The sequence below is a fragment of the Aggregatibacter segnis ATCC 33393 genome, assembly GCF_000185305.1.
GTDB lineage: Bacteria > Pseudomonadota > Gammaproteobacteria > Enterobacterales > Pasteurellaceae > Aggregatibacter > Aggregatibacter segnis.
On record NZ_GL622200.1, the window covers coordinates 696,981 to 709,439 of the forward strand.

At 41.6% G+C, this 12,459-nt stretch carries 11 protein-coding genes and 4 tRNA genes; 9 read left to right on the forward strand and 6 right to left on the reverse strand.

All coding sequences use genetic code 11. The features are described from left to right. Nucleotides 1–127 precede the first annotated feature (127 nt). From HMPREF9064_RS06100 to HMPREF9064_RS06085, 4 genes are all read left to right on the forward strand, one after another. A tRNA-Met gene (locus HMPREF9064_RS06100) sits at nucleotides 128–204 on the forward strand. 5 nt (nucleotides 205–209) lie between these two features. Further along, a tRNA-Leu gene (locus tag HMPREF9064_RS06095) sits at nucleotides 210–294 on the forward strand. 28 nt (nucleotides 295–322) lie between these two features. Further along, nucleotides 323–397: transfer RNA gene (locus tag HMPREF9064_RS06090), tRNA-Gln, on the forward strand. A 36-nt stretch (nucleotides 398–433) separates the two neighbouring features. After that, nucleotides 434–508: transfer RNA gene (locus HMPREF9064_RS06085), tRNA-Gln, on the forward strand. A gap of 104 nt (nucleotides 509–612) precedes the next feature. Here the strand turns inward: HMPREF9064_RS06085 and HMPREF9064_RS06080 are convergent. From HMPREF9064_RS06080 to HMPREF9064_RS06060, 5 genes are read right to left on the reverse strand one after another with little or no spacing between them, the layout of a single operon-like run. Beyond that, entirely contained in the window at nucleotides 613–1,416 is an 804-nt protein-coding gene (locus HMPREF9064_RS06080; protein WP_006717691.1) for a peptide ABC transporter ATP-binding protein, read from the reverse strand. A gap of 10 nt (nucleotides 1,417–1,426) precedes the next feature. Then, entirely contained in the window at nucleotides 1,427–2,476 is a 1,050-nt protein-coding gene (locus HMPREF9064_RS06075; protein ID WP_006717693.1) for a peptide ABC transporter ATP-binding protein, read from the reverse strand. Nucleotides 2,477–2,482: 6 nt separating this feature from the next. After that, the gene (locus tag HMPREF9064_RS06070; protein ID WP_006717696.1) at nucleotides 2,483–3,370 is read right to left on the reverse strand and encodes an ABC transporter permease subunit; all 888 of its coding nucleotides are present in this window, start codon (nucleotides 3,368–3,370) and stop codon (nucleotides 2,483–2,485) included. Further along, nucleotides 3,360–4,325, reverse strand: coding sequence for an ABC transporter permease (locus HMPREF9064_RS06065; RefSeq protein WP_006717697.1), 966 nt, complete (start codon nucleotides 4,323–4,325; stop codon nucleotides 3,360–3,362). The genes HMPREF9064_RS06070 and HMPREF9064_RS06065 overlap by 11 nt, the downstream gene beginning before the upstream one ends. Further along, a complete protein-coding gene (locus HMPREF9064_RS06060; RefSeq protein ID WP_032998112.1) occupies nucleotides 4,325–6,016 on the reverse strand; it encodes an ABC transporter substrate-binding protein in 1,692 nt (563 codons plus the stop codon). The genes HMPREF9064_RS06065 and HMPREF9064_RS06060 overlap by 1 nt, the downstream gene beginning before the upstream one ends. Nucleotides 6,017–6,634: 618 nt before the next feature. On the opposite strand from HMPREF9064_RS06060, the gene HMPREF9064_RS09885 reads away from it, so the two are divergent. The 5 genes from HMPREF9064_RS09885 to HMPREF9064_RS06040 all read left to right on the forward strand — a co-directional run bounded on the left by HMPREF9064_RS09885 (nucleotide 6,635) and on the right by HMPREF9064_RS06040 (nucleotide 11,063). Further along, nucleotides 6,635–6,796, forward strand: coding sequence for a hypothetical protein (locus HMPREF9064_RS09885; protein ID WP_155811783.1), 162 nt, complete (start codon nucleotides 6,635–6,637; stop codon nucleotides 6,794–6,796). Beyond that, a complete protein-coding gene (locus HMPREF9064_RS06055; RefSeq protein ID WP_006717706.1) occupies nucleotides 6,793–7,140 on the forward strand; it encodes a hypothetical protein in 348 nt (115 codons plus the stop codon). The genes HMPREF9064_RS09885 and HMPREF9064_RS06055 overlap by 4 nt, the downstream gene beginning before the upstream one ends. Nucleotides 7,141–7,500: 360 nt before the next feature. Continuing rightward, nucleotides 7,501–8,907 carry a YcjX family GTP-binding protein gene (locus tag HMPREF9064_RS06050; protein WP_006717708.1) on the forward strand — a complete coding sequence of 469 codons (1,407 nt, stop codon included), beginning with the start codon at nucleotides 7,501–7,503 and terminating at the stop codon, nucleotides 8,905–8,907. Between the two features lie 14 nt (nucleotides 8,908–8,921). Continuing rightward, nucleotides 8,922–10,001, forward strand: a complete 1,080-nt coding sequence (locus HMPREF9064_RS06045; RefSeq protein ID WP_006717709.1) for a TIGR01620 family protein — start codon at nucleotides 8,922–8,924, stop codon at nucleotides 9,999–10,001. A gap of 102 nt (nucleotides 10,002–10,103) precedes the next feature. After that, nucleotides 10,104–11,063 carry a sigma 54-interacting transcriptional regulator gene (locus HMPREF9064_RS06040; RefSeq protein WP_006717712.1) on the forward strand — a complete coding sequence of 320 codons (960 nt, stop codon included), beginning with the start codon at nucleotides 10,104–10,106 and terminating at the stop codon, nucleotides 11,061–11,063. Nucleotides 11,064–11,074: 11 nt separating this feature from the next. Here the strand turns inward: HMPREF9064_RS06040 and hflX are convergent, their stop codons facing one another. Beyond that, nucleotides 11,075–12,457, reverse strand: a complete 1,383-nt coding sequence (gene hflX, locus HMPREF9064_RS06035) for a ribosome rescue GTPase HflX (RefSeq protein WP_006717714.1) — start codon at nucleotides 12,455–12,457, stop codon at nucleotides 11,075–11,077. Between the last annotated feature and the right edge of the window lie 2 nt (nucleotides 12,458–12,459).

Genomic DNA, 12,459 nt, shown 5'->3' on the forward strand with positions numbered 1-12,459 from the left:
ACGCGATTTGTTTAATCTCTATCCGAATGATCTAATTTTATTTATTTTCCCAAAAAAATGGTTGACGAGTAGGGGCAATATCCGCATAATACGCCCCGCAAAGTCAATGAGATGATTGCAAATAAATGGCTATGTAGCTCAGTTGGTTAGAGCACAACACTCATAATGTTGGGGTCACAGGTTCGAATCCCGTCATAGCCACCATATTTGCGGGACTGGCGAAATTGGTAGACGCACCGGATTTAGGTTCCGGCGCCGCGAGGTGTGTGGGTTCAAGTCCCTCGTCCCGCACCATTTATTTCATTGATATCAATATAGTAGTTGGGGTATCGCCAAGCGGTAAGGCACCGGGTTTTGATCTCGGCATCCCTAGGTTCGAATCCTAGTACCCCAGCCATACTATTCTCAGTTTCTACTTCTAATAAAAATCTATTGGGGTATCGCCAAGCGGTAAGGCACCGGGTTTTGATCTCGGCATCCCTAGGTTCGAATCCTAGTACCCCAGCCACCTTCTTTTTCTTCCCTCTAAGTTAATTCGACTTGAATTGATTTAATGAAAATTTTTATCGCAATTACCTACCGCACTTTTTCTTATTGAAGGCATTGGATTTTTTAGTCTTGGTATTTCTCCCAAGAAGAGTCATCCAAAATTTTACCAAAATGGCTTTCGATTAGTCGTTTAGTAATATCCGTTTGTGGATCGGTGAAAATTGAACGTGTCTCACCATATTCAATCATCACGCCGTCTTCCATCACTAAAATTTCATCGGCAATATGCTTAATAATCCCCAAATGCTGACCAACATAAATATAGGCAAGTCCCAGTTTGTTTTGTAACTCGAGCATTAAATTAGTCAGTTGGGTTTTGACCGTGGTATCTAATGACCCGACCGCATCATCAATAATGATAATTTGTGGATCTAAAATTAACGCTCGAGCAAGGGCAATACGCTGTTTTTGGCTCACGGAAAGCGTATTAATTTTGATGTTGGCATGATCAGGATGCATTCCCACTAATTTCAAAATGTTAAAAATTTTCTGATTTCGTTCTTGCTCGTTTAGATGGGTGGCTAATAACAAGGGGGTATCAAGAATTTGCCCTACATTGAGACGTGGATTAAACGCCGTATTCGGATCCTGAAACACCATGCGGATATGTTTGGAGCGATAGTTGTAATCACCGAAAGTGAGTGGTTTATCTTTGAATAGGATTTTGCCTGAAGTGGGTTCGGTGATGCCTACGATCATTTTTGCCAGGGTAGATTTTCCTGAGCCATTACGTCCGATAATCGCCAATGTTTTGCCCGCTTCGAGGGAAAAACTGATTTCTTCTACTGCGCGAAAATGACCGGGGTTAAGCAGACCGAGCGTATTTTTAAATGATTTTGTGAGATCTTCCACTTGTAATAATGGCATTTTCTTTCCTTTATTCTTGATCGGAGCTTAAAGTGAGCGGTTGAATCAATTCTTTTTCTTTGATTTTCTTTTCCCGTAAATTGATTGGGAAATGGCAGAAAAATTCATGCTGTTTAATACGAAGTGCGGTTGGTTTTACGATACATTTTTTCTGCGCAAATGGACAACGCGGGCCAAGACGACAGCCAATCGGCATTTGTTCCAGTAGAGGAACCGAACCTTTGAGGGTGCCAAGCTGACCTTTAAAAGGCAAAGGTTGGGTGAAATCCGGAATGGAATGCAACAAGGCTTGAGTATAGGGGTGATGTGGGGTTTCTAAAATATTCTCTTTAGGGCCGGATTCCGCATTCTGTCCGCAATACAGCACAATAAACGAATCACACCATTCGCTGATAGTGTTGATGTCATTACTGGCAAGTAAAATGGATGTACCTTGGTTTTGATTCATACTTGAAAGCAGACGGAATATTTGCACTTTTGTAATCGACTCCACTGAATTTGCCGGTTCATCGGCAATCAACAAACGAGGTTGGTTTGCCACGGCAATGGCAATCATGACTTTTTGCCCTTCTCCTTCCGTTAATTCATGAGGGTAACTGCGCATGATATCTTTGTGTTCTTTGATTCCGACGCGGTGCAGTAACTCAATGGCGCGACGTTTTTTCCAATTAAATAAACGTTGCCACCAACGACCTTTAAATGTCCATCCCGGGATACTTTGGATGAGTTGTTTACCAATTTTCTGGCTAGGATCAAGACAGGTTAACGGGTCTTGGAACACCATTGAAATTTCTTTACCCACAAGTTTACGACGTTGTGCCGGTGTGAGTTTTAGCAATTCAACATCATTAAAACGGAAACGATCAGCGGTAACAATCCAAGAATCTTTAAAGGCATTACAGATAACTTTAGCAATGAGGCTTTTGCCCGAACCGGATTCACCGACTAAGCCGCAAATTTCCCCTTCATCAATTGTAAAACTGACATTATCGACAATACGAATTAACCCATTTGGAGTTTGGATATCAATGCGAAGATTGCGAATATCTAAGAGTGCCATAGTTATCTACTCATAATATTTGGTAATTGCTCGGCATAGCCCATTGGTAAACACCAAGCCAATTAATACGCTGATGATAATTGCAAGTCCCGGCAGAATAACCGTCCAAGGGGCTAAATAAATTAATTCTAAGGAGTCTTTTATCATCGCCCCCCATTCCGGTGCAGGGCGTTGCGCGCCGAGAGAAATAAAACTGAGGGCACTAATATCCAAAATGGCAATTGTAAATGCGCGGGAAATTTCTTGAATATATTGTGGCGCAATGTTGGGTAAGATGGTTTCTTTCAGTAATACGCTGTTAGAGATGCCGTCTAAGCGTAACATCAGTACATATTCTTTTTTGAGTTCAGCTTGAATACTACGATAAATTTCATGTACGAAATAAGGCAGTAATGCCAAGGTGATTGCCAACATGGCGTTAATTAAACTTGGTTCCATTAAGGTAGCGATAATGATTGCCACGAGTAACACCGGAATGGTGAGGAACGCATCTAAAAAATGCCCCAGTACACGAGATTTAATGCCTTGCGACATGCCTGCCCAAATGCCAAGCCCACCGCCAATAAGGGCGGTCAGAATAACCACAATAATCGCCGTGCCAACGGTGTAGGTGGTGCCGATAATAATACGACTGAGCACATCCCGACCAATATCATCGGTTCCTAAAAAATAGGCGATCTGGCCGTTATTGGCCCAAGAAGGCGGCATAAGTTCTTGTCCGATAAATTGCATTTCAGCAGAGTAGGGGGCAATGAATGGACTAAAAAGTGCGGTCAAAATCAGCACTAAAAGAGCATAGAAACTGAAAAGCGCAATGCGATCTTCTCGGAAGAGTGCCCAAATATGCTTTAATGTGTCGCTTTCGCGAAAATCTTCAGGTTCTCTATCTTGCATGCCAACCCTTCTTATTTAACGGATCCAAAATAAAGATTAAGCTTTCAGATGCCACTTTAATGATAATAATACAAAGCCCGATAGTAATGATGCCGGCTGAAATACTGTTGTAGTCTTGCTGTGTGACGGCATCAATTAACCAACGTCCGATTCCCGGCCAACCTAAGGTATTTTCAACCAACATACATTGTGTAATCACCAACGTAAATAAACGGGTGGTGTGAGGAATTAACAAAGGCAAGGTGTTGCGTAAAACGTATTTACGTAACACGCTAAATTTCGACCAACCTCGTGTAGAAGCAACTTTGACGTAGTTTTGCTGGAAGATAAATTCTGCTCGCTGTTGTACTAAACGTACGATTTCCATGGTGGGTAAAATGGTTAAAACTAAGGTTGGTAATGCCAAGTGTTGTAAAACGTTTTGGATGATTTTAATCCGATAAGGCGCTTCAACAAACCAAACGTCAATAATTGGGAAACCGCTAATCGGCTTGATTTCATAAAGTAAATTGTATTGCCCGATTGCAGAAATTTCCCATGCATTAATTGCAGAAAAATACAGTAAAATCGGCGCAATCCAAAATACCGGCAAGGAGAGGCCAACAGCAGATAAAGTGCGGATGGTTTTTCCGATAAAATTAGCAGGATAAATTGCACCGATGAGCCCAAGGGGAATACCGAACAATGTTGCCAGTAAAATCGCACAAAAACAGAGTTCTAATGTTGGTGGGAGCACGGTAAAAATAGTCGATTTAAGGGCTTCGCCACCGTTATAGCTGATGCCTAAGTCACCTTGGATAAGGCGCACCAAATAATGAAAATAGCCACTGTAAAAGTGCGGTGTCATTAATTCGGCATTAAGCGGATCTTGCATCAAAATCAGGTAACTGATTAATGTTAGGATAAGGAACGTTAAAACGAGAAAAACACATTGTCGAATCAGAGAATTAAACATTACTTGTGTCCTTTTCGTAGTGATAGCGTCGAGAAATTCAAAGTGCCGAAGGGGCTCATCTCAATATTTTGTACGCGCCCATTGGCGACCAAAACTCGTTTGACGTTTGCAATAGGGATGATCGGCAATTCCGATAAAATTAATTCCTGTGCTTGGTTGTAAGCTTCGGAACGAATCTGTTGATTGGAACTATCTAATGCACTATCCATGATGTGATCGAATTTTTCGTTGCACCAGTTGGATAAATTGGTAATTTCGTTTGAGGTGCTACAACTTAAAATCGGGCGCATAAAACTGTCGGGATCTAAATTTCCCCCGAGCCAACCGGTTAAAATCATGTCGTAGTCTTCAGATTTATTATGTAATTGCTCAATTAAAAATGTTCGTGTAACCGGACGAATTTTCACTTCTACGCCGGCATTCGCAAGATCTGATTTAATTAATTCTGCCATTTTAAGCGGAGCCGGGTTATATACCTGTTCTTCATTAATCACCCACATCGTCAAGCTTAATTTTTTATCTTGTAACACTTGTTTGGCTTTCAATGGCATAAAGTCATACTCAAAATCCGGCGTATTCACGCTTGAAGCCCACGAAATATTCGGAATAATATTATTCGCCACTGTCGCTGTGTTGTGATAAATCGTTTTAATGATTCTTTTTCGATTAATGGCTTGTGAGATTGCGTGTCGCAATGCTGGATCTTGAATTGCTGTTTTTTGGAAATTAAACGCCAAATACGACAAATTCATCCCTTCAACACTTTTCATATAATAGCGTGCGTCATTTTCCTTCAGTAACCCTAACTGACTGACTTCCGGATAGGAGGCAATTTGGCATTCACCGTTAAAGAATTTCACTAAGCGCCCAGTGCGATCTGCGGATAAATCAATCAGAATGTCATGAATTTTAGCTTCTTTTTTCCAATAGTCTTCGTTTTTTTCTAAACGCACATATTGATTGCGGAAATAGTTTTTGACTTTATACGGGCCGGTGCCGACAGGCAAGGTATCCAGTTGCACTAAATTATCATCGGCATTGAGCTGTACGGCATATTCTTGCGAGAAAATAATGGCGTATTGACTTGCTAAGTGAGACAAAATAGAAGCATCAGGTTTGAATAAGGTAATCTCTACCGTATGCGGATTGATGGCTTTCACCGATTCAATTTTTTGGTTTAGCTTAATGCTTTCAAAATAAGGAAAGCGCACCTTTTTCGCCTGTTCATGGAAAATACGATATTGCGGATTTTTATAGCTGACGGAGGTTTGTTCTAACGTCGGTAAGTATGTCTCATAACCTAACACCCGATTGAGCGAAAACACGACATCATCCGCATTAAAATCACGGGTCGGTTTAAACCAATCGGTCTGATGGAATTTAATCCCGCGACGTAAATGAATGGTAATCACTTTGCCATCTGGCGAAAGCGAGTAAGATTGTGCCAATACAGGGATTGGCTCGGCAGCCGTATTCGAAATTTCAAACAGTTTATTGTAAATCTGCTCTGTTACCACGTTCATACTGGTTCCCGCATCCGCCGTTTGCGGATTAAAGGAAAAGCCGGAGGCGTGTGTGCAATAAATTAATCCATTGTCCGTCAGTTCTTCGGGCACGCGCGGTGCCGCCATCGCAGAATTTACTGCAAAAGCAAACAAACAAACGGGCGCAATCAATTTTTTATACAACATCATAAACGGATCAACAGGCTAAAATGAATGCCAAATTGTAAGATATATTCCGTGGATATTCTAGCGAATCTGCCGCTTCTGGATATTTGTCGCCCAAAATGACCGCACTTTTTTCAGTAACTTAAGCAAGTCGGTTGGTATTACGTGAGATGTGGGGGGGGATTTTTCGATGCATTTTTAGTATCTAGGCTAAAAAGTGGCTTGGCATAAATTGGCCTAATCAGATTACTGTCATGTTGATAAGACTGAATCGTGTCTGTTCAGCTTAACCTAATAGATGAAAGCAAATTGCAAGGCGTTTTTTGTATTTGTTTGAATAGTATTGAATATGTGAACAAATTCCAGTTGTTTTTGCCCCCAGTATACTGGGGGTTAGTTTCTTTACATAGAGACTAACAAAACATCTTGCTAAATAAAATTTTCTTAATACAGAGGATAATATGCTAATCCCGATTTTTGTTAATGGTCAAAGAAGATACCAAGATAACCGAGGTAATCAATACAAGTACGATCTTTCTCAACCAATGGATCAAATAAGTTATTCAACTGATATTGATGCGCAAATGCGAGATCAGACATCAACTAATCCAACTCGTAATCCAAATGGCGGTGGAATTTATGAATAAACGCTTAAAAACGGGTATATATATTATAGGACTATCTTTAATTTCAAGTGGCTCAGCCGTTTCAACACAGGTTGTTGCAAAAGAAAATAACTCAGATATTTCTCTGGTTGAAGTAAAAAACATTATTCAGATCAAGAAATTATCGATTTTATGATTAAAAGTGGATTTAAGTTTATCTCTGATGCTGACGATTCTTTAGTCTTTAAATTACGTGGTGAAAAAAATGCAGTAATTATTACGAGCGACGATATGGGTTTTGAATTTTTATCTTGGGTAATCTCTGAAAAAGGGTTTTCGTTGGAAAAATTAAATAAATTTAGTCTTGAGTCTCAACAAATGCCGAATCTTTTCGTAGATGAGAATAAAAAAGTTATTTTTATTAAATATAATCTGCCTTCGAGAGAGGGGTTTTCTAGCAATCAGATTGTTGATGCAGCTCTATATGTTACAGCTATGGGAGCCAAAATTAATAAAGCCAAAGATAGGTTAGAAAATTAATTGTATAAAAATGTTAACCAATAGTAGATAGTGTTTCATCAAATTAGAGACATCTAAAATTGGAAAAGGGAATACATCGATTTATTCTTGTTGGTACTCTTTTAAAATAGTTCTTTCCTAGAACTTGGGATTATAGTGATAGCCTTGTAACACAACAAATTTTTCATTTCTAAATACTACTGACTCAACACAGATCATGTATCAGCACTGTTTTTTGTCAGAATAAAACATATGCTTTTTCCACCGCACTTTTCTTCCATTATTTCCTTAATCCCAAGCAAATTAAGCGCCTCTTCATTTTTTCGGTATAATATCGCCCATTATCTAGTCATATAGCCTTAATCATAAAGAACGAAAACTATGCTAAATCACCTGCAAAAAGAATTAAATGAACTGGTTAATCGCGGTTTGGATCGTACGTTACGAATTGCCGTGACGGGGTTGAGTCGAAGTGGGAAGACTGCCTTTATTACGAGTTTAATTAATCAGTTGTTACATATTAATCACGTCGATAATAGCCATCTTCCTTTGTTTGATGCGGCACGCCGACATGGCATTATTGCGGCAAAGCGTATTCCGCAATTGGATTTGTCCGTTCCTCGTTTTGATTATGAAGGCAATCTTAACTCATTGTCGCAACAACCACCGAAGTGGCCACAGTCCACCAAAGGCGTAAGTGAAACACGTCTGGCGATTCGTTATCAGCGCAGTGGCGGTTTATTGCGTCATGTGAAAGAAAAAGGGACGTTGTATCTGGATATTTTTGATTATCCGGGAGAGTGGCTGTTGGATTTGCCGTTGTTGGATTTGGATTTTCAGCAATGGTCGCTGGAGTTGCAACGACAGTTTAATACGACACATTTGAAATTGGCGCAAAGTTGGTTGGAAAAAACTCAAAACGTGAATTTAACTGCGCCGGCAGATGAGGATATTTTGGCGCAACTTGCCAAGGATTACACCGATTATTTATGGCAATGCAAACAGCACGGATTGCATTTTATTCAGCCGGGGCGATTTGTGTTACCAGGTGAATTAGACGGTGCGCCGGCTTTGCAATTCTTCCCTTTGTTGCATTTAACCGAATCACAATGGCAACAATTGAAGAATGAAGCGAAAGAAAACAGCTATTTTGCAGTGTTGCAAAAACGCTACGATTATTACCGTCGGCACATTGTGAAAGATTTTTATCAACAGTATTTTTCCACCTTTGATCGGCAAGTAATTTTGGCAGATTGCTTAACGCCGTTGAATCACAGCCGCGAAGCGTTTGAGGACATGCAATTAGCGTTACATCAACTGTTTCGTAATTTTCATTACGGCAAACGTAATTTCTTGAACCGTCTTTTTTCGCCGAAAATCGATAAATTGATGTTTATTGCCACAAAAGCAGATCATATCACCACCGAACAGTTGCCGAATTTGGTCAGCCTCATGCGCCAGTTAGTCCAGGAAGGCGGGCGTTACGTGGAGTTTGCCGATATTACTACCGATTACACCGCCATTGCGTCTATTCGGGCAACGCAACAGATGGTGGTAAATCAACATGGTCGTCAATTTAAAGCGATTCAAGGCGTGCGGAGTAGCGATTTGCAAAAAGTCACGCTTTATCCCGGCAGTGTGCCGAGTAAATTGCCGAGTGCTGATTTTTGGCAACATCAAAAATTTGAATTTGATCAGTTTGAACCGCGCCGTTTAGAACAAGGCGAAAACATACCGCACTTACGAATGGATGCCGTATTACAATTTTTACTGGGCGATAAGTTATAACAGGAGCAAGCAGAATGGAAAAAACGATTTTTAGTCAACAGGAGCAGGTTGAACAACAGGATGCTTTCATCGCCAAGCAGGAATTTCATGAAGAACAGGCTGTGCCGGATACGGATGCAGACAATGTGCCGTTGGAAGGTGAATTGTTAGAAGTGCAATTTGAACAAAGTGTTCAACCGCCACCGCGTTGGTGGAAACGTGCCCTGATTGGCGCCGCACTTTTATTTCTTACGGCGACAGTGGCGCAGTCCGTGCAATGGCTGGTGGATACTTGGCAGCAAAATCAATGGATCTATTTTGCCTTTTCCTTGGTGTTATGTTTAGCGGTGTTACTTGGTATTTCTGCCATCATCGGAGAATGGCGACGTTTGGTGTACTTGCGTAAGCGGGGTGAAATGCAGCATCAAAGCCGTGAATGGCTAAAAAGTGCGGTCGTTTCTCACGGTGAATTTCCAGTAGAAAGCCATCAACAAGCGATCGCATTGTGTGAGCAAATGGGCAAATTAATGAAGCTTGATCCACAACAAAGCGATTTGGCGAAGTGGCGTCAGCAAATGAACGAATCTTATTCCGTGCCGGAAGTATTGCATTTGTTCAGCCAAAATGTATTGCTCCCTTTTGATAAACAGGCCAAAAAACTGATTAACAAAGCAACGACGGAATCGGCCGCATTAGTGGCAATTAGCCCGCTGGCGTTGGCAGATATGTTTTTTATTGCTTGGCGCAACATCCGTTTGGTCAACCAAATTGCACGGCTTTATGGCATTGAATTGGGCTATGTCAGCCGCCTTCGTTTGTTGCGCATGGTGTTGGTGAATATGGCCTTTGCCGGAGCGACAGAATTGATTCAAGATCTTGGCGTGAATTGGCTCTCGCAAGATCTTACAGCTAAACTTTCCGCCCGTGCCGCACAGGGAATTGGTGTTGGTTTACTGACAGCGCGATTGGGTATTAAAGCCATGGAATTTTGTCGTCCGTTGGCATTTGAGGCGAATGAAAAACCGCGTTTATCTCATATTCATAAAGAATTATTGAGTCATCTCGGCGCGAGTATTTTTGAGAACTTGAAAGTGAAGCAAAAAGATAAAGTGTAAACTGTAAATAAAACTTGCCAAAGTGGTTGGCGATTTTTTGTTGTAACGGTATCATGACAACCGTTTTCTATTGAATGTGCTTTTTACTTCTCGAGGCTTTTTATGGCAACGTCCCCAAATATTGATGCTTTTTCTCATATCGTGACGCGAAATCCGCAAATGCAGGACATTATCGCCAAAGCGAAAAAATTTGCCTTATTGGATGCGCCATTATTGATTCAAGGGGAAACCGGCACAGGAAAAGATGTGATTGCCAAAGCTTGCCATGATTTTAGTGTGCGTCGGAACAAGGAATTTCTTGCGGTGAATTGCGCCGGTATTCCGGGAGAAGATGCGGAAACGGAAATGTTCGGGCGACGCAATAAAGATGGCGAATTTATTGGTTTTTTTGAATATGCGGATGGCGGCACGGTGTTGTTGGACGGGGTAGAGGAGTTGCCCTTAACCTTACAGGCAAAGCTGCTCCGTTTTTTAAGTGATGGCACTTTTCGTCGTGTGGGTGAGGAAGAGGAACATTACGCCAATGTTCGCGTGATTTGCACCACACAACAGCCACTACAACATTATGTAGAACAAGGCAAAATGCGCAGTGATTTATTTCATCGATTAAATGTGCTGACGTTAAACTTGCCTCGGTTGCGAGATCGCGTGGAAGATATTGAACTACTAGCTCGTCAATTTATTCGTGAAATCAGTGAAAGACTCGCCATTTCCGCACCGCACTTTGATGCTGAATTTTTACATTATCTTCAACAATATCCTTGGTTCGGTAATATTCGTGAACTCTATAATGCCTTGTACCGCGCAGTTTCTTTAACGAAAGACAATCAGTTGCGCATTGAGGATCTAGGCTTGGAAACATCAGTCTCTGTATCGCAAGAGGTGGAGGGCTTGATGATGGAGGGTGCAACCTTAGAGGAAATGGTGGGACGATTTGAAGCGGCAGTGCTGACCAAATTTTATGCCCAATACCCTAGCTCCCGAAAACTTGCCGCGCGTTTAGGGGTTTCCCACACGGCAATCGCCAATAAATTACGCCAATACGGGATTGGCAAATCCTAGTCTTCTTCCGGCTAAATTGGATTAAATGCTTCAAGTGTCGGAAAACGTTTCACCAGTTTCAGCCATTCTGTTTTTTCAAGACGAATACTCAATAAAAACTCACCATATTCACTGATTTCTTCTTTTTCCACGCAATTGAGTTCATACAGCGCATGACGAATTTTTCCTTCTGACGGTGAAAGTTGAAGTGGGAATTGGAGAATATAGTCTGTTAAACGAACACGAATAGCTTCCAATAAAAGTTCAAGGCCATCTGCAGAATTAGCCGAAATATAGACCGCACTTGGCTGGTGTTTTTCATCGTATTCGATGTGTGGCGTTACGTTTTCCAGTTGATCAATTTTGTTGTACACCAATAATCGTGGCACATCTTGTGCACCGATTTCTTCCAGCACTTGATTCACCGCCTCGATATTTTCTAATTTGCGGGGATCGGCGCAATCAACCACATGGAGCAATAATGCGGCTTCGGTGGTTTCCTGTAGGGTGGATTTGAAAGCAGAAATTAAATCGTGGGGCAAATCCCGTAGAAAGCCTACTGTGTCCGCCAAAATCGTTGTGCCGACATCTTTTAAACTGAGACGGCGTAATGTGGGATCGAGCGTAGCAAATAACTGATCCGCCGCATACACATTGGCAGCGGTCAATAAATTAAACAGGGTAGATTTTCCGGCATTGGTGTAACCCACTAAGGAAATGGTCGGGATATCTGCTTTTTGGCGCGTTTGACGATTCTGATTACGTTGCTTGGCAACTTTTTCCAAGCGATTTTGTAACTGGTTGATACGCACTTTAATTAAACGGCGGTCGGTTTCCAGTTGAGTTTCACCGGGACCACGCAACCCCACCGCACCTTTTTGTTGATCTAACCCGGTTTTACGACGCACCAAACGTGTGGCGAGGTGTTTTAACTGGGCCAGTTCCACTTGTAATTTCCCTTCGTGAGAGCGGGCGCGTTGAGCGAAAATATCTAAAATTAAGCCGTTGCGATCCACCACGCGACAATCACACAAGCTTTCTAGATTACGGGCTTGTGCAGGCGTTAACGTATGATTTACTAAAATTAAATCGGCTTGGTATTGTTTGACCGCATCGGCAATTTCTTCCGCTTTGCCTTGCCCAACAAAATACTTGGCTTGTGGCGAGCTGCGGCTACCGGTAATGACGGTGAGAATCTCTGCCTGGGCAGATTTGGCGAGGAGTTGAAATTCGTTTAAATCATCTAAATTTTTCTGCCCATCAAAAAAACAGTGCACGATAATGGCATAGTTCAATGCGTGATGTTCATTTTTTTGGGGATTTTCAGACGCAAAAAGTGCGGTGGAAATTTCTGCAGAATCCACCGCACTTTCAGTTAAACGTTGTTGAGTTAAATTACCGAGTAAATTAGCCAATA

What these genes read in the sequence shown, in the direction of transcription:
- HMPREF9064_RS06065 (WP_006717697.1), bottom strand. Translation starts at nt 4,325, where the DNA reads ATGTTTAATTCTCTGATTCGACAATGTGTTTTTCTCGTTTTAACGTTC.
- HMPREF9064_RS06045 (WP_006717709.1), top strand. Translation starts at nt 8,922, where the DNA reads ATGGAAAAAACGATTTTTAGTCAACAGGAGCAGGTTGAACAACAGGAT.
- HMPREF9064_RS06060 (WP_032998112.1), bottom strand. Translation starts at nt 6,016, where the DNA reads ATGTTGTATAAAAAATTGATTGCGCCCGTTTGTTTGTTTGCTTTTGCA.
- HMPREF9064_RS06070 (WP_006717696.1), bottom strand. Translation starts at nt 3,370, where the DNA reads ATGCAAGATAGAGAACCTGAAGATTTTCGCGAAAGCGACACATTAAAG.
- HMPREF9064_RS06075 (WP_006717693.1), bottom strand. Translation starts at nt 2,476, where the DNA reads ATGGCACTCTTAGATATTCGCAATCTTCGCATTGATATCCAAACTCCA.
- HMPREF9064_RS09885 (WP_155811783.1), top strand. Translation starts at nt 6,635, where the DNA reads ATGAATAAACGCTTAAAAACGGGTATATATATTATAGGACTATCTTTA.
- HMPREF9064_RS06040 (WP_006717712.1), top strand. Translation starts at nt 10,104, where the DNA reads ATGGCAACGTCCCCAAATATTGATGCTTTTTCTCATATCGTGACGCGA.
- HMPREF9064_RS06055 (WP_006717706.1), top strand. Translation starts at nt 6,793, where the DNA reads ATGATTAAAAGTGGATTTAAGTTTATCTCTGATGCTGACGATTCTTTA.
- HMPREF9064_RS06080 (WP_006717691.1), bottom strand. Translation starts at nt 1,416, where the DNA reads ATGCCATTATTACAAGTGGAAGATCTCACAAAATCATTTAAAAATACG.
- HMPREF9064_RS06050 (WP_006717708.1), top strand. Translation starts at nt 7,501, where the DNA reads ATGCTAAATCACCTGCAAAAAGAATTAAATGAACTGGTTAATCGCGGT.